14 protein-coding genes are annotated in these 16659 nt (G+C 72.5%); 9 read left to right on the top strand and 5 right to left on the bottom strand.

What is annotated here, in order from left to right:
• Positions 1–125 precede the first annotated feature (125 nt).
• Together aceE and OG584_RS26090 are read left to right on the top strand one after the other, a co-directional pair.
• Complete coding sequence (gene aceE / locus OG584_RS26095) at positions 126–2792, top strand: pyruvate dehydrogenase (acetyl-transferring), homodimeric type (protein ID WP_405781367.1); 2667 nt, start codon at positions 126–128, stop codon at positions 2790–2792.
• Between the two features lie 104 nt (positions 2793–2896).
• Complete coding sequence (locus OG584_RS26090) at positions 2897–3952, top strand: helix-turn-helix transcriptional regulator (RefSeq protein WP_405781366.1); 1056 nt, start codon at positions 2897–2899, stop codon at positions 3950–3952.
• 120 nt (positions 3953–4072) lie between these two features.
• Here the strand turns inward: OG584_RS26090 and OG584_RS26085 are convergent, their stop codons facing one another.
• Both OG584_RS26085 and OG584_RS26080 read right to left on the bottom strand, forming a co-directional pair.
• The gene (locus OG584_RS26085) at positions 4073–4996 is read right to left on the bottom strand and encodes an SDR family oxidoreductase (protein ID WP_405781364.1); all 924 of its coding nucleotides are present in this window, start codon (positions 4994–4996) and stop codon (positions 4073–4075) included.
• Between the two features lie 67 nt (positions 4997–5063).
• Entirely contained in the window at positions 5064–7061 is a 1998-nt protein-coding gene (locus tag OG584_RS26080) for a hypothetical protein (protein WP_405781362.1), read from the bottom strand.
• Between the two features lie 149 nt (positions 7062–7210).
• On the opposite strand from OG584_RS26080, the gene OG584_RS26075 reads away from it, so the two are divergent.
• Positions 7211–7729: a DUF4240 domain-containing protein gene (locus tag OG584_RS26075; protein WP_405781361.1), complete on the top strand. Its 519-nt coding sequence runs from the start codon at positions 7211–7213 to the stop codon at positions 7727–7729.
• 61 nt (positions 7730–7790) lie between these two features.
• On the opposite strand, the gene OG584_RS26070 is transcribed toward OG584_RS26075, so the two are convergent.
• On the bottom strand, positions 7791–8288 hold the full coding sequence (locus OG584_RS26070; protein ID WP_405781359.1) for a GNAT family N-acetyltransferase: 498 nt from the start codon (positions 8286–8288) through the stop codon (positions 7791–7793).
• A gap of 70 nt (positions 8289–8358) precedes the next feature.
• Here OG584_RS26070 and OG584_RS26065 point away from each other — a divergent pair, with 70 nt between their 5' ends.
• Complete coding sequence (locus OG584_RS26065) at positions 8359–9246, top strand: TIGR01777 family oxidoreductase (protein WP_405781357.1); 888 nt, start codon at positions 8359–8361, stop codon at positions 9244–9246.
• A gap of 223 nt (positions 9247–9469) precedes the next feature.
• The gene (locus OG584_RS26060) at positions 9470–10804 is read left to right on the top strand and encodes an NAD(P)/FAD-dependent oxidoreductase (protein ID WP_405781355.1); all 1335 of its coding nucleotides are present in this window, start codon (positions 9470–9472) and stop codon (positions 10802–10804) included.
• A 247-nt stretch (positions 10805–11051) separates the two neighbouring features.
• Here the strand turns inward: OG584_RS26060 and OG584_RS26055 are convergent, their stop codons facing one another.
• Positions 11052–12536 carry a regulator gene (locus tag OG584_RS26055; protein ID WP_405781354.1) on the bottom strand — a complete coding sequence of 495 codons (1485 nt, stop codon included), beginning with the start codon at positions 12534–12536 and terminating at the stop codon, positions 11052–11054.
• A 220-nt stretch (positions 12537–12756) separates the two neighbouring features.
• On the opposite strand from OG584_RS26055, the gene lipB reads away from it, so the two are divergent.
• From lipB to OG584_RS26035, 4 genes are all read left to right on the top strand, one after another.
• On the top strand, positions 12757–13554 hold the full coding sequence (gene lipB / locus OG584_RS26050; protein WP_405781352.1) for a lipoyl(octanoyl) transferase LipB: 798 nt from the start codon (positions 12757–12759) through the stop codon (positions 13552–13554).
• 189 nt (positions 13555–13743) lie between these two features.
• Complete coding sequence (gene lipA / locus OG584_RS26045) at positions 13744–14697, top strand: lipoyl synthase (RefSeq protein WP_356825108.1); 954 nt, start codon at positions 13744–13746, stop codon at positions 14695–14697.
• A gap of 373 nt (positions 14698–15070) precedes the next feature.
• Complete coding sequence (locus tag OG584_RS26040; protein WP_405781350.1) at positions 15071–15277, top strand: hypothetical protein; 207 nt, start codon at positions 15071–15073, stop codon at positions 15275–15277.
• A 19-nt stretch (positions 15278–15296) separates the two neighbouring features.
• The gene (locus OG584_RS26035) at positions 15297–15992 is read left to right on the top strand and encodes a DUF4191 domain-containing protein (protein WP_405781349.1); all 696 of its coding nucleotides are present in this window, start codon (positions 15297–15299) and stop codon (positions 15990–15992) included.
• 93 nt (positions 15993–16085) lie between these two features.
• On the opposite strand, the gene OG584_RS26030 is transcribed toward OG584_RS26035, so the two are convergent.
• Complete coding sequence (locus OG584_RS26030) at positions 16086–16553, bottom strand: RDD family protein (RefSeq protein WP_328317100.1); 468 nt, start codon at positions 16551–16553, stop codon at positions 16086–16088.
• Between the last annotated feature and the right edge of the window lie 106 nt (positions 16554–16659).

Raw genomic sequence — 16659 nt, 5'->3', positions numbered from 1 at the left:
TCTTACCCTTTGATCGATCATCGATCAGCGATTTACAGTCTCCGGAGGGCTTCACCCAGCCCGTCGCCCTGTCCTGCCAGACCGGGCCTTTCTTCACCCCCTGTTCTGTCCGGAAGGCGGCGACCATGACCGACCCCGTAGGCAAGCTTCCCAGCGAGCTCGACCAGCTCCCGGACCGCGATCCCGAGGAGACCGCCGAGTGGGCGGCATCCCTGGACGCCGTCACCAAGGCCGCAGGCCCCCACCGTGCCGCATATCTGATGCGCCGCACGCTGGAGCGGGCCGACGGCGCCGGTCTCGCGCTGCCGAAGCTGCTGGAGACCGACTACGTCAACACCATTCCGACTTCCGCCGAGCCCGCCTTCGACGGCGACCTGGCGATGGAGAGCCGGATCACCGCGTGGAACCGCTGGAACGCGGCCGCGATGGTCACCCGCGGCTCCCGGTTCGGCGTCGGCGGCCACATCGCCACCTTCGCATCGGCCGCCTGGCTGTACGAGACCGGCTTCAACCACTTCTTCCGCGGCAAGGAGGGCGACGGCTCCGGCGACCAGCTCTACATCCAGGGTCACGCCTCGCCCGGCATCTACGCCCGCGCCTTCCTCGACGGACGCCTCAGCGAGCAGCAGCTCGACAACTTCCGCCAGGAGGCGGGCGGCGACGGCCTGCCGTCCTACCCGCACCCGCGCCGGCTGCCCTGGCTCTGGGAGTTCCCCACGGTCTCGATGGGCCTGGGCCCGATCTCCTCGATCTACCAGGCCCGGTTCAACCGCTACCTGTCCGGCCGCGGCATCAAGGACACCTCGAACTCGCACGTCTGGGCCTTCCTCGGCGACGGCGAGATGGACGAGCCCGAGTCGACGACCGCGCTCACCCTGGCCGCCCGTGAGGGTCTCGACAACCTGACCTTCGTCATCAACTGCAACCTGCAGCGCCTCGACGGTCCGGTGCGGGCCAACTTCCGGGTCGTGCAGGAGCTGGAGGCCCAGTTCCGCGGCGCCGGCTGGAACGTCGTCAAGACGCTCTGGGGCTCCGCCTGGGACGAGCTGTTCCAGCTCGACACCACGGGCGCGCTGATCCGCCGCCTGCGCGAGGTGCCGGACGCGCAGTTCCAGACGTACGCGACGCGCGACGTGGCCTACATCCGCCAGCACTTCTTCGGCGCCGAGCCCGCGCTCACCGAGCTGGCGAAGCTGCTCACCGACGCGAAGATCGCCGAGTGCTTCCACACCTCGCGCGGCGGCCACGAGGCCCGCAAGGTGTACGCGGCGTACAAGGCGGCCCTGGAGTTCAAGGGCGCGCCGACCGTGATCCTCGCGCAGACCGTGAAGGGCTACACCCTCGGTGAGGGCTTCGAGTCCCGTAACGCGAACCACCAGATGAAGAAGCTGGACGGCAAGCAGTTCCGCACCATGCGCGACCTGCTGGAGCTGCCGATCCCGGACGCGAAGCTGGACGAGGGTCTGGTGCCCTACGGCCACCCCGGCGCCGACTCCCCCGAGGTCCGCTACCTCCAGGAGCGCCGTGCCGAGCTCGGCGGCCCCGCCCCGGCCCGCCGGGTGCACCAGGTCGTGCTCCCGGAGCCCGAGGAGCGCGCTTTCAAGGCGCTCATCAAGGGTTCGGGACAGCAGGAGATGGCCACCACGATGGCCTTCGTCCGGCTGATGAAGGACCTGATGCGGGACAAGCAGACCGGCAAGCGCTGGGTGCCGATCGTCCCCGACGAGGCCCGTACGTTCGGTATGGAGTCGCTGTTCCCGTCGGCCGGTATCTACTCGCCGAAGGGGCAGACGTACGACGCGGTCGACCGTGACCAGCTGATGTACTACAAGGAAGCCACCGACGGCCAGATCCTCAACGAGGGGATCACCGAGGCCGGCGCCATGGCCGACTTCATCGCCGCCGCCACGTCGTACGCGACGCACGGCGAGCCGATGGTCCCCTTCTACATCTTCTACTCGATGTTCGGCTGGCAGCGCACCGCCGACCAGATGTGGCAGCTGGGCGACCAGCTCGGCCGCGGCTTCATCGTCGGCGCCACCGCGGGACGCACCACGCTGACCGGTGAGGGGCTCCAGCACGCGGACGGCCACTCGCATCTGATCGCCTCCACCAACCCGGCGTCGCTCAACTACGACCCGGCGTTCGCGTTCGAGATCGCGGTGATCGTCAAGGACGGTCTGCGCCGGATGTACGGCCCGGACGCGGAGAACGTCTTCTACTACCTGACGGTCTACAACGAGCCGATGCGGCAGCCCGCGATGCCCGAGGGCGTCGAGGAGGGCATCCGCCGCGGTCTCTACCGCTTCAAGGAGGGCGCGGCGGCAGCCGGCGGCCCGCGGATACAGCTGCTCGGCTCCGGTACGGCGATCCACTGGGCCCTGGAGGCCCAGGAGCTGCTCGCTGCCGACTGGGGTGTCACGGCCGATGTCTGGTCGGCGACCTCGTGGGGCGAGCTGCGCCGCGACGCGCTGGAGTGCGACGAGGCGATGCTCCGTGGCGAGCAGCGCACTCCGTACGTCACCCAGGCGCTGGCCGGTGCCCCGGGCCCGGTGCTCGCGGTGAGCGACTGGATGCGACAGGTCCCGGACCAGATCAGCCAGTGGGTCGAGCAGGACTGGACCTCGCTCGGCACGGACGGCTTCGGCATCTCGGACACCCGTGAGGCGGCCCGCCGCCACTTCGGTGTCGACGCGCAGTCGGTCGTCGTCGCGGCGCTGGCCGCGCTCGCCAAGCGCGGCGAGGTCCCCGTGTCGGCGGTCAAGGACGCACGCGAGCGCTACGGCCTGTGATCCTGACACACCAGGTGTGAAGGCCTGACGCGACAACGGGCGCGTGACTCGGGGGTGCCCGATGTCACGCGCCCGTTGTCAGTGGTGGCGTGCATGCTGATTCCATGCGCGCTGCCCGACTCATCAAGATGGTGCTCCTGCTCCAGTCCCGGGCGCAGATGACGGCGACCGAGCTGGCGCAGGAGCTCGATGTGTCCGAGCGCACCGTCACGCGGGACGCGCTCGCCCTGTCGGAGGCAGGCGTTCCGGTGTATGCGGAGCGGGGGCGGTCCGGTGGGTACCGGCTGATCGGCGGTTACCGCACCCGGCTGACCGGTCTGGCCCGCACGGAGGCGGAGGCGCTGTTCCTCTCAGGACTGCCCGGAGCGTTGCGGGAGATGGGACTCGACGACGCCGCGTCGGCCGCCCGTCTGAAGGTGTCGGCGGCGCTCCTGCCCTCGCTGCGGAACGCACCGGCGTCCGCGGCCCAGCGCTTCCACCTGGACGCACCCGGCTGGTACCAGGAGCCGGCCACCCCGGAGCTGCTGCCCGCGGTGGCCGACGCGGTCTGGTCGGACCGGCGGATATCGGCCCGCTACCGCCGCCGGGACGGCTCGGAGGCGGAGCGTGGTCTGGAGCCGTACGGCCTCGTGCTGAAGGCCGGTGTCTGGTACGTCTGCGCCCGCGCGGAAGACGGTGCGCGGGACGCGGCCGGGGAGCGGACCGCTCCGCCCGCCCCCACGGATTCGTCCGCGGTGGCCTCTCCGCGCGACCAGGCCGATTTCCGGGTGTACCGCGTCGACCGTTTCACCGCGCTCGCGCCTCACGAGGACAGCCCTTTCGTGCGGGACGAGGCGTTCGACCTGCCCGCCTTCTGGCAGCAGCGTGCCGCCGGCTTCGCCAGGTCGCTGCTCCGGGCCGAAGTGGTGGTCCGGGTCTCCCCGTCCGGCGCCGAGTCCCTGCCGTACGTGGTGGATCGCTCGGCGGCGAACGAGGCGCTGACCGCGGCCTCCGCCCCCGACGACCTCGGCCGGGTGACGGTCGTGCTGCCGGTCGAGTCGCTGGACGTGGCCTACGGGCAGCTGCTGGCACTGGGGCCGGAGGCGGAGGTCCTGGAGCCGCCTGAGCTGCGGGCCCGCTTCGCGGAGGCGCTGACGGCCGCGGCGCGGCTGTACGCGTGAGCGGCCGGGAGCCCCGCGCGCATCACCGTGCCGCGCGCCCGTCCGCCGCAGGCCCCGCAGCGCCCGGCTTCCACCGGCGGCTACCGGCGGCTACCGGCGGCTACCGGCGGCTACCGGCGGCTACCGGTAATCGTCCGCCGACCGGTCCGCCCCGCCGAGTGCCACCTCCGAGATGTACCGCCAGGCGTCCGGGCGGCTGCCGTCGGTGTCCGTGAATCCGTACTCAGCGGCCAGTTGTCCGCTGGAGAGCGACTGCCCGTTCCACCGTGCCCGGTCCGCGTCGGCGGCCACCGCCGCCACCGCACGGCCCACGAACACCGGGGACTCCGCGATCGCGAAGTGCGGCTCATCGGCGATGGCGTCCCGCCAGGTCGGCTCGGTCACACCGAAGTGGTCGAGCATCGCCTCCGAGCGCAGGAAGCCGGGGGTGACACAGACAGCCGTGCCGCCGACGGATTCCAGCTCGTGGGCGAGGTTGGAAGCCATCCGGACCGGCGCGTTCTTGGCCAGGTCGAAGTAGAAGTTCTCCCGGTAGTCCCGGTTGGACTCAGCGGTCCCGTCGGTCATTTCGACCACCAGACCGCCACGGGTGCGGACCAGCAGCGGGAGCGCGACGCTGCTGGTGACGATGTGGCTCTTCACGCCGAGCTCCAGCATGCGGAGGCCGTCCTCAAGACGGATCTCCCACATCCTGTTCGCCTCGCCGAACCCGACGAGCCGGTCCCCGCCCCAGACGTTGTTGACCAGGATGTCCAGCCGCCCCTGCTCGCGGTCGATCCGCTCGGCAACGGCCCGTACCTGCTCCTCCTCCAAGTGGTCGGCGGGCACGGCGAACCCGGTCCCGCCCGCGGCGCCGATCAGCTCGGCCGTCTCCTCGATGGTCTCGGCGCGCCCCATCTCGCTGCGCTTCTCGCGGGTGGTGCGACCCGTCGCGTACACGGTGGCTCCCGCCGCCGCCAGCTGCACGGCTATCGCCCGGCCCGCGCCCCGGGTGGCTCCGGCAACCAGGGCTACTCGTCCCGTCAAAGGCTTCTCTGTCTCCATACGGGGCACCGTGCCACCCATACCCGACAGCTTCTGTCCGGTTTCCCGGGGGATCACGGGCCGCCTGTCAGCCCAGCGCCTTCAGCGTGTCCCCGTCGGCGAGCCGGCCCGTCATGACGGCCCGGTCGCTCCTGCCCGCCCGCACCGCCATCGTCGTACCGTCGGCCGTGGCCCGCACGCCGCCGGCCGCCCTGATCGCGCGGACCTCCCGGCTGCCTGCCGCCAGCAGGTACCACTTCCCCGACCTGGACCTCCACTTGGCGCCCGCCAGTACGTTCTGGCCGAAGCGGCTGCACAGCGCGGTGTTCTTCTGCTGCGCCACGACCGCGCCCGGCCGGGACGCCGGCCCGGCGGGAAGCTGGAGCTGCACGGAGACCCTGCCGGAGCCCTGCCAGGTGTCCGCCCTCGTGCACACCCAGGAGGCCCGGCCACCGTTCTCGGGGAGCTGCTGGCGCGCGTACTCCCAGTTGTTCACGGAGCGCACGCCGCTGCTGCGGATACCGGCGAGCGAGCAGGCCGTGTGCGCCCAGCTGACCAGCGCCTGGCCGCCGGTCGCCTCCCTCGGCTGCCTCGCCGGCACCCCGGCGGCCGGCGGCGGGGTGTACGTGAGGTGGACGGGTGTGAGGTCGCCGAGGTCGGTGAGGAGGAACGCGTGCTTCTCCGCGACCTTGCTGGACGACCGGAGCTGCAGTGCGGGCCAGGAGCCGCATCCGGCGCCGCCCGGTGGAACGGCCGGGCCCGCAACCGGGGACGTGACCCCGTCCTTGCCCACGTCGAGCGGTCGCGCGGCGGTGTCGGGGGCGAGGAGGTCGCGGGTGGTGGACTCGGCGACCCAGGGCGCCAGCAGGAAACGGGCGTTGCCGTCGGTGCGGCTGATGACCACCGCGGCCCCCGTGGTGATGTCCGCGTCATCGGTGCGGGCGAAGTCGAGCGCGGGTGCGCCCTTGCCTTCGGTGGACTCGGCGTACCGGACGACCCGGTCCCCGTCGGCCAGCAGGACCACGGCCGCGCCGTCCACATCGCCCGCGTAGAGGAGCCGGGGCGGCTGGGCGGGGGGCACGGTCGCGGTGCCGTGGGTGGCGGCGATCCGTACCCGGCGGGCCGGACTGGCCCAGACCTTCAGGGCCCGGCCGAGGAGCGCCTTGTCGTCCTTGCGGGCGCCGCGCGCGGGCCAGACGGTGAAGTCGACGCGTGAGCTGTCGGCCCACTCCTGGGCCGGGGCGCGCAGCAGGAGAGCGGGATCGACGGCGCGGGCGCCGACGGCGGTGTCGAGCGGGCCCGTCGCGGCGGACGGCGCGGGGGGCGCGGCCCGGTCCACCACGACCAGCGTCACGGCGAGCACGGTGACGACGACGCCCACCCACCGCGCGAACCTGATCCGCTGTCTGCGCCGGATCAGATCGGTGGGCCGGGTGTGCACCAGACACGGGTCGAACTCGTCGGAGCACAGCAGCGCGTCGGCGCCCGTCTCCCCCGGCGTGCGGGCCAGCCGGAGCGCCGTGCGCAGCGCGGACCCCGCGTCCGTGACGCCGGCCTCCGTCAGCAGCGTACGTGTGGCCCCTTCGCCCAGGCCCTCGATGCGGTGCAGTACGAGCGCGGCCCTGGCGGCCGCCGTGGTTCCCGACAGCGCCTGCTCCAGGGCGAGTCCGTCGGCGCCACCGGACCGGGGGAAGACCCGCAGGCCGAAGACCGCGGGCAGCACGGGCCGGAGCGCGCGCGGGGCGGGCAGCCGCCGGGGCCACCAGCCGGGGCGCCGCCCGTACGCCAGGACGGTCTCCAGTACCCGCCGCCTCACCAGGACGTAACCGGGGCTCTCCCGGGCGCCGCGCTGGACGGGTACGCGCGGTTCCGCGGGCCCGTCGCCCCGGCCCGCTGCGGGCAGCGCGCGCTGGACGGCCGCATGGGCGGTGAGCACACGGCGATGGCGGCCGAGTGACGGCGGCAGTGTGATGTAGGCGAGGCGGACGAGTCGCGGATAATGCTCGACGAGTGCGGCTTCGGCCTGTTCCACGCCCACTCGGGCGGCGCCGGACCGCGTTCCTTCCGGTTGCTCTTGCGTTCGCATGACGGGGACGACCCCTTTGGGGTGAGTGATCGGAATCCCTACGGCCGTCAAACGAGTGAATGATCGGACGGTCACATCGCCTGGTAACAAGAGGGCCGCTGATCGGCGCTCCGCGTGCGCGGCGCCCCGTCAACCACGATGCTGGACGCGTGAGGGACGAGACGGAGTTCTGGGAGACCATCGACAGCACCCGCGCGGCCGCCGACGGCGACCCCGAGGACCATGCCGACCTGCTTACCGAGCGACTGGCCCAGCTCGACCCGGAGTCCGTGCTGGAGTTCGCCCGGTACTTCGAGACCCGCTACAACCGCGCGTACCGCTGGGACCTGTGGGGCGCCGCGGTCGTGCTGCTCGGTGAGAGCGACAGCGACTCCTTCGACTACTTCCGCTGCTGGCTCATCGGCCAGGGACGGGAGATCTTCGAGGGGGCGCTCCAGGACCCGGATGCCCTGGCCGATCTGCTCGACGACTTCGACGAGGAGATCGACGGGGACGGCGAGGAGCTGGGCTACGCGGCGGACGAGGCGTACGAGCAGCTCACCGGGGCGCCCACCCCCGACCTGGGCATCCCCCCGCAGGCCGCGGACGCCGAGGGGACACCGGTCGACTTCGACGACGAGGCGCTCGCCGAGCGGTATCCCCGGCTGTGGGAGCGGTTCGGCTCCTGAGCTCCCACGCGGTCCCGTGGTGAGGCCGCACCCCGTCAGTACGTGGTGAGGCCGCGCCCCATCAGTACGTGGTGAGGCCGCGCCCCATCAGTACGTCGTCGACGTACCGGCCCGCCAGATGGAATTCGCCCGGCAGTACTCCCTCCACCGCGAACCCCTCGGCGGCGTAGAGGCTGCGGGCCGGAGTGTTGTGCCCGAGCACCCGCAGGGTGATCCGGGTGGCGCCCTGGCGCCTCGCCTCGGCGCAGGCGCCCCTGAGCAGCGCCCGGCCCACACCCTGTCCGCGCGCCGTTCCGGCGACTGCCAGGCCCCGGATCTGGCGTACATGGGCGTTGCTGACGAGCGGAGTGGGCCGCACCAGCCGGATGTAGCCCACGACCTCGCCCGCCACCTCGGCGACCAGATGGTCCTCGGGACGGTGCTCCTCGTCGAAGAAGGGCCGGTACGGCGGCTGGGCCGGCGGCATGACCTCGTGCAGCGTGGACCAGGTCGCACGGTCGAGCTCACCGAGCGCCTCGTCGTCATCGGACACGGCCACACGTATGTTCGGGTCGGGCATGCGCGCCACTCTGCCACGGCGGCGGGCGAGGGCGCCGCACGTTTTCGCCGGGGTGCGTGAGGATGGGTCCATGCGTATCGCGATTGCCGGAGCATCAGGACTGATCGGTACGGCGCTGGGCCGCTCCCTGCGCACCGACGGACACGAGGTGGTGCGGCTGGTCCGCCGCACCGCCCGGGACGCGGACGAGGTGGAGTGGGACCCGGCCCGCGAGTTTGTGGACACGGCGGGCCTGGCCGGGTGCGACGCGGTGGTCAACCTGGCGGGGGCGGGGGTCGGCGACCACCGCTGGACGGACGCGTACAAGAAGGAGCTGCGGGACAGCCGGGTCCTGGGCACCGCCACCCTCGCGGAGGCCGTCGCCTCGCTGGACGCCCCACCGCGGGTGTTCCTGGCCGGGAGTGCGCTCGGCTACTACGGGGACACGGGCGACCGCGCGGTGGACGAGAGCGCGCCCCCCGGTGAGGGCTTCCTCGCCTCGCTCTGCGTCGAGTGGGAGGAGTCGGCCCGCGCGGCCGAAGAAGCGGGCGTCCGCACGGCGTTCGCCCGGACGGGGCTGGTGGTGGCCAAGGAGGGCGGGGCCTGGGGCAGGCTCTTCCCGCTGTTCAGGGCGGGGCTCGGCGGCCGGATGGGCGACGGCAGCCAGTATTGGAGTTTCATCGCGCTGCACGACCATGTCGCGGCGCTGCGCCACATCCTGGACACGGAGACACTGTCGGGTCCGGTGAACCTGACGGGACCACGGCCGGTCACCAACCGCGAGGTGACCGCGGCCATGGGCCGGGTGCTGCACCGCCCCACCCTGTTCACGGCCCCGGCGCCCGCGCTGCGGATCGCGCTGGGCGAGTTTGCGGGAGACGTTCTGGGGAGCCAGCGCGTACTGCCCGCGAAGCTGCTGGAGTCGGGCTTCACCTTCGCGTTCCCGGGGATCGACGAGGCCATCGGGGCTGCCCGGTAGCGCCCGGGAGCCGGCCGCAGCCCCTCCGGTGGCCGGGGACGGGTGCCCGGGGCATGGGCGCGCGGGCCCTGTGCGACCCCGCGCATCCGTGCCCCCGCGCCGCGCGCCTGCCCCGCACCGGCCCGCTCCATAGTCTCGACCCGGATCAGGGCATTTCCGCGGCCCGTTGGGGGAATCAGCCTCCACGGAACACCGCGGCCGCGCCGACCTCGGGGAGGGGCTCGTGCTCAGTACCGCACACCATGCCGACGTCATCATCGTCGGAGCCGGGCTCGCCGGCCTGTCAGCCGCTCACCGGCTGACCAGTGCCGGTGTGTCCGTCAGTGTCCTGGAGGCCGCCCCCGTGCCGGGCGGCCGTATGTCGACCGAGCTGACCGGCGGTTTCCGCCTGGACCGCTCCCCAGGGCTCCTCAACACCTCGTACCCGGAGCTGCTCCGCGCTCCGTGCCTGGGCGAGACGGACCTCAGGCTCTTCTCACCGGGCGTTCTCGTGCACAGCGGGGGACGTCTGCACCGGACGGGCGAAGTCCGGGGCACGCGGGGCGCACTCGGTGCTGCGCGCGCCCTGCGAAGCGCCTCGCGCGCCCCCCTGAGCGGCCCGCTCGCCGGTGGTGCGCTCGTGAGCGGTGCGCTGGACCGGGCCAGGCTGGGTGGAGCGCTGGCCCGTCTCGCGGCCACCCCGGTGGAGCGGTTGCTGGCCCGCCCCGAGCAGACCGCGCTGGACGCGCTGCGTTCGAGCGGCCTGCCGCCGCGTACCGCCGACGGATTCCTCAAACCCCTGCTGTCCGCGCTGCTCTGCGACCCCGGGCTGACCACGTCGAGCCGCTGCGCGGATCTCGCCCTGCGCGGGTTCGCCCGCGGACGGCTGTGTGTGCCGGCGGGCGGCGCGTCCGTCCTGCCGGCGCGGCTGGCGGCCACCCTGCCGCCGGGCACGGTGTCCACCGGGGTGCGCGTCACCGCCGCGTCCATCGACTCGGTCACCACGGCCGAGCTGGGCACACTGGGCTGCCGTGCGCTCATCGTCGCGACCGACGCCCGCTCGGCCACCCGGCTGCTGCCCGGTCTGCGGCTGCCGGACTTCCACCCGGTGACGGTCCTTCACCACGCCGCCCCCGCGCCGCCGTCCACCGGCACGGCCCTGGTCCTGGACGCCGACCGGTCGGGCCCTGTCTCGCACACCGCGGTCATGAGCGAGGTCGACCCCTCACGCGCCCCGGACGGCCGTGCGCTGATCTCGTCGACGGTGCTCGACGCACCCTGGCCCGGCCTGGACCGTGCGGCGCGCGCCCAGCTGTCCGCGCTCCACGGCACACCGGCGGACGGCTGGGAGCTCCTCGCCGTCCACCACTCCCCCGACGCGGTCCCCGCGATGCCCGCGCCCCACGACGCGCGGCGCCCGGTGCGGCTGCTGGCAGGGCTGTACGTGTGCGGGGACCACCGCGACACGGGCACCGCACAGGGCGCCCTCGCCTCCGGCCGCCGCGCCGCCCAGGCGGTGATGCGGGACTTCGGCATCAAACCGGACGTCGCGGCGGACGGGTTCCCGCTCGCCGCGTGACGCCGGCCCGCCTCACGGCGCCCAGGCCGGGCGCGTACCGCACCGGGCCCGCCCGGCCCCGCACCGGTTCCTCCGGCGCACGGGCACAGGCACCCGGCGCGGACGCGGTCCCGGCGGTACGCGGGCCGTGCCATGCGCCGGGCGGACGCCCTCAGCAGCGGCGACCGCGGATCCGGCCCGGCCGGCCCGTGCCTCCGCGAGTAGGGAGCGGCCGGTGCACCGGCCGCCGTCGCGTCCCGGCGCCCCGTCATGCCTCGGCCATCGCCGCGACCCGGTCCCGGTAGCCCCGTACCGCCGCCGCGTCCCGGTAGGGCTCCAGCCGCCGCTCGAACTCCCGCACGTACTCCACGGCCCGTACCGACCGCATCTCCCCCGCCTGCTGCGCCGACTCGGCCCCCAGCGCACACGCCTGGTCCAGCTCGCCGAGGCCGAGCCGGGCGGTGGCGAGCACCACCCGGCAGAACAGGCGGGAGCGCGCGAACGCGGGGGCGCGCAGCTGGAGCGAGCGTTCCGCGTACTGCGCTGCGGGCCGGTACTGCTGGAGGTCGCGGTGGCAGTGGCCGAATTCGTCCGCCAGCTGCGCCTCGTCGAAGAACCGTGCCCAGTGCGGCACTTCGTCGCCGGGGCGCACCCCCGCCATGGCGCGCTCGGCCCGTACGAGAGAGGCGGTGCAGGCCCGTACCTCGCCCAGCACCCCGTGTCCGCGCGCCTCCACGGCGTGCAGAAGTGCCTGGACGACCGGCGGCGCCGAGGTCCCGATGCCCTGCTGGGCCACGCGCGCCAGCTGGACGGCCTCCCGCCCGTGGCCGAGGTAGACGGCCTGCCTGCTCATCGTGACGAGCACGTACGAGCCGTACGCCCGGTCCCCGGCCGCCTGCGAGAGCCGAAGGGCCTGGACGAAGTAGCGCTGGGCGAGGCCGTGGGCCGCGATGTCGTACGAGGTCCAGCCGGCGAGCCGGGTCAGATCCGCGGCGGCCGCGAAGAGCCGCCGGCCGGTCGCCTCGCCGTACGTCCCGCGGAGCATGGGCTCCGCCTCGTGCTCCAGGTACCGCACCAGGGCCTGCCGGGCGTGGCCCCCGCCGTAGGCGTGGTCGAGCGTGCGGAACAGGTCCCCCACCGACCGCAGGGCCGCGATGTCCCCGGCGCCGACCCGCTGCCCGGGTGCCCGGTCGGTCTGCCGCTGGCGCGGCACGCTCCCGCGGGCCGAGGGGCTCCGGGAGCCGGAGTTCTTCGGGTCACCGCGACCGCTCTGCCCCGGCCTCACTCCACCGGCCGAACCGGGGGTGCCCCAGTCGTCCGGGCGGCCGATCAGCCAGTCCCGGCTGGGCACGACGAGCCCGGCCGGGGTGAAGGCGATCTTGCGCAGTTCGGCATGGCTGCCGGAGTCCTTGCGCCAGAGACCGGCGACGATGTCTACGGCTTCCTCCGGCGTACCGGCGAATTCCAGCCCCGCGTAGACCGGCGCGCACGCGTCGAGCCCCAGATCCTGGGCGGAGAGCCTGCGCCCCAGACGCCTGGTGAAGACCTCGGCGATCAGGGCGGGCGTGGTGCCGCGCGGCTGCTGACCACGGAGCCAGCGGGTCACCGACGTCTTGTCGTACCGCAGGTCGAGACCGTGCTCCAGGCCGAGCTGGTCGACTCTCCTGGCCAGCCCCGCGTTGGAGAACCCTGCCTCTCCGATGAGTGCGGCGAGCTGGCGGTTGGACGGGCGCTGCGGGGTTCGTTCCGTCATCAGCTGTGCGGTCTCCTGCCTTCCGGGCCGGGAGCAGCCCTCATGGAACGGCGCGAATTTAGCGGGCATCACCGCTCGTTCCGCCACCTTCGCCCCGGATTCATCCGATCGTGTGAGGAGGTGTCGTTTCTGCCCGCTCAGAGGTGCCGTTCGAGGCGGTCGTACAGTTGCTGAGTGGCGCCCTCCGGGGCGCGCTGTCCGTATGCGATGAGGAGCTGCCGTGAGTGAGCTGCGGTTTGTGCGTCTGGGGTTCGGCGAGGAAGCCGTCGAGTACCGGGAGGCCTGGCAGAAGCAGCGCGAGGTGCACGCGGCCCGGTTCGCCGACGAGACACCGGACACCGTGCTGCTCCTGGAGCATCCGCCCGTGTACACGGCGGGGCGGCGCACGGCGGACAACGAGCGCCCTCTCGACGGGACGCCGGTGGTGGACGTGGACCGCGGCGGCAAGATCACCTGGCACGGTTACGGCCAGCTGATCGGCTACCCGATCCAGAAGCTGCCGCGCCCGGTGGACGTCATCGCGCATCTGCGGCGCCTGGAGGAGGCACTGATCCGGGCCTGCGCCGAGTTCGGCGTCGAGACCAGCCGGGTCGAGGGCCGCGCGGGCGTGTGGGTGCTGGGTGACCCCGTCGAGCAGCGCCCGTCGATCGGCGGCCTCTCGCTGGACCTGGACCCACGTCTGCAGGACGAGGAGTTCGACCCCCGGATGAACGGTCCGGAGTACGCCCCGTCCAACGCCGGGCAGCGCCGCGAGGACCGGAAGATCGCCGCCATGGGCATCCGGGTCGCGAAGGGCGTGACCATGCACGGGTTCGCGCTGAACTGCAATCCGGACACCACCTGGTTCGACCGGATCGTGCCGTGCGGCATCCGGGACGCGGGAGTGACATCGCTCTCGTACGAGCTGGGCCGCGAGGTCACGATCGCCGAGGCTCTCCCCGTCGTGGAGAAACATCTGCGGGACGTCCTGGAGAACGCGGCGACCGCGCCGCGTACGGTCGAGGGTGCCATCGCGTAACCCGGCCGGCGGCGACCGGCCCGCGTCGGCGGCTCGTTCCGGGCGGCCCGTCCCCGGCCGGAACAGGAGCGGCCCCGGCCGTTCGGGGGAATGCGCCTCAGCGGCCACGGGTTGGCCGGAAGACAAGCCATACATATGACGGGCGTACCCTGGTGTTCGCCGAAGAATCGAAGCTGTAGGGAGCCGGACGTGTCCGCTGTCGCACCCGACGGGCGCAAGATGTTGCGTCTGGAGGTCCGGAACAGCCAGACCCCCATCGAGCGCAAGCCCGAGTGGATCAAGACCCGCGCGAAGATGGGCCCCGAGTACACCAAGATGCAGGCCCTGGTGAAATCCGAGGGGCTGCACACGGTCTGCCAGGAGGCGGGCTGTCCCAACATCTACGAATGCTGGGAGGACCGCGAGGCCACCTTCCTCATCGGCGGCGACCAGTGCACACGGCGCTGCGACTTCTGCCAGATCGACACCGGCAAGCCGGCCGCCCTGGACCTGGACGAGCCGCGCCGGGTGGGTGAGTCCGTCGTCACGATGGACCTGAACTACGCGACCATCACCGGCGTCGCCCGCGACGACCTGGAGGACGGCGGCGCCTGGCTGTACGCGGAGACCGTGCGGCAGATCCACGCGATGACGGCCGAGCGGGCCGAGGGCCGCACCAAGGTCGAGCTGCTCATCCCCGACTTCAACGCGGTCCCCGAGCAGCTGGCCGAGGTCTTCTCGTCCCGCCCCGAGGTCCTCGCGCACAACGTGGAGACGGTGCCGCGCATCTTCAAGCGGATCCGCCCCGGCTTCCGCTACGAGCGGTCCCTGGAAGTCATCACGAAGGCCCGTGAGGCCGGCCTGGTCACCAAGTCGAACCTCATCCTGGGCATGGGCGAGGAGCGCGAGGAGATCAGCCAGGCGCTCCAGGACCTGTACGACGCGGGCTGCGAGCTCATCACCATCACGCAGTACCTGCGCCCGTCCCCGCGCCACCACCCGGTCGAGCGGTGGGTGAAGCCGGCTGAATTCGTCGAGCTCCAGCAGGAGGCCGAGGAGATCGGCTACTCCGGCGTCATGTCGGGTCCGCTGGTCCGGTCCTCGTACCGCGCGGGCCGTCTCTTCCGCCAGGCGATGGACCGGCGCGGCGCCGCCGCTGTGTGAAACTGCGCACAAGCAACTACTGTGCGGTAATGGCCGTGAGACGCGGCTCGTACGGTCCTCGCAGGTCGGGGGCGGGTACGAGCCGCGTCGGCCGTTCCACGGAGGGCACCGGGCCTTCACGGGCGTTTGACCGCCCGGACATGCCTTGGTAACAACAATCAGTGACTCTGGAATTACGCACCGCCCGCTCCGGACCGCCTCCCGGCCCGGCGGACGGTCCGGTGTCCGGTCCGGGGAGCACCGCTTCCCCCCGCCGGCCCCGCGCACGCCGCGGTACGGCTCCCCGTACCGCGCCGCACCACGCGTGTACCGCTTTATCTGCTGTATCCGCTGTATCCGCCGTGTATCCGCTGCCGTCCCGAGGGGCCCCATCATGCAGGCCGCGACCCAGTCCGTACGCGCCACCGCCATCCCGACCGTCGCCGGAGCACTCCGTGCGGTCGAGTCCCTGCTGCTGAGCAACGGTCAGCGCATCGCCCGCAGGAACGCCTGGACATCGGTCCTGGAGGACCGCCGCCGGGCCAAGGACCGGGTCGACGCACAGCATGTACTGGAGGCCGTGGCCGCCCGCACTTCTTAGTCCGCGTAAACTTCTGGCCATGGCGAGGAAGGCAAACGCAGACTCTGAGAACACCGGGCGGCTCAAGCAGATCGCCCTGACCTACAAGATGACCCGCAAGGCCGATCCCAAGGTCGGTCTTGTCGTCGGTGGTCTGGGAATCGTCGTCTTCGGCGTCATTCTCGGCGTCGGCTTCCTGATCGGTCACCCCATCTACCTGGGCATCCTGGGTTTCCTGCTGGCCTTCCTCGCGATGGCGATCGTCTTCGGACGCCGCGCCGAGCGAGCGGCCTTCGGGCAGATGGAGGGCAAGCCCGGCGCTGCGGCGGCGGTGCTCGAAAACGTGGGCCGCGGCTGGACCACGACCCCGGCCATCGCGATGAACCGCAGCCAGGACGTCGTGCACCGCGCGGTCGGCAAGGCCGGCGTGGTCCTGGTGGCCGAGGGCAACCCGAACCGGGTGAAGTCCCTGCTGGCCGCCGAGAAGCGGAAGATGGCGCGCATCGTGGTGGACGTGCCGGTGCACGACATCATCGTGGGCGACGGCGAGGGCCAGGTGCCGCTGAAGAAGGTGCGCACCACCCTGCTGAAGCTCCCGCGTGTCCTGACCGGCGCCCAGGTCACGGCGGCCAACGACCGGCTGCGGGCGATGGGCGACCTGATGTCGAACATGCCGCTCCCCAAGGGCCCCATGCCGAAGAGCGCGCGCGCCCCGCGCGGCGGAAAGATGCGCTGACCCTCGCCACACACGCGGAAGGCGGCCCGGACCACCAGGTCCGGGCCGCCTCGTCTGTCGGCGCCGCGGCAGGGATGCCGGGGGGCCGGTCCCTCAGATCCGCACCTGGACCGCGCGGGCCAGCCGGTCGTGGAGGCCACGGCCGTCCCGGTCCCAGATCAGCGCCGGGATGGCCACGCAGAGCAGCAGACTGCGTACGAAGACCCGGCCCGCGCCCAGGCGTCCGCCGCCCTCCGCGACGACCCGCAGGCCGAGCAGCCGCTTGCCCGGGGTGAATCCGACCGTCGATACGGTGAGCAGGCTCAGCACGAAGAAGACGAGCAGGGCCCAGTTGCCCGCCGACTGCTGCCCGCCGCGCGAAATGAGCCCGTATGCGATAAGCATGCAGAGTGCCCAGTCGATGAAAACGGCCCCGAAACGGCGGCCCAGCGGTGCGATCGCGCCCGGCCCCTCCTCCGGCAGCCCGAGCCGCTTGCCCCGGTAGCCGAAGTCGGCACCCATCTCTTTCGCGGCCTCGCCAGGCCCGGAGAGCCACGATCCGACTGCTTGCCTGTTGTCCACGCGTCCACGGTACTGCGGCCCGTTTTGGATCAGTACGGTCGGGGGTCGTGGCGGCCGTATCGCACCCGGCCCGGTTAACTTCAGCGAAACAAATGGGTCATGCTTG

The organism is Streptomyces sp. NBC_00859, assembly GCF_045161865.1.
GTDB lineage: Bacteria > Actinomycetota > Actinomycetes > Streptomycetales > Streptomycetaceae > Streptomyces.
Note: the sequence above shows the minus strand (reverse complement) of the source record. Positions and strands in the feature narration are given on the sequence as shown.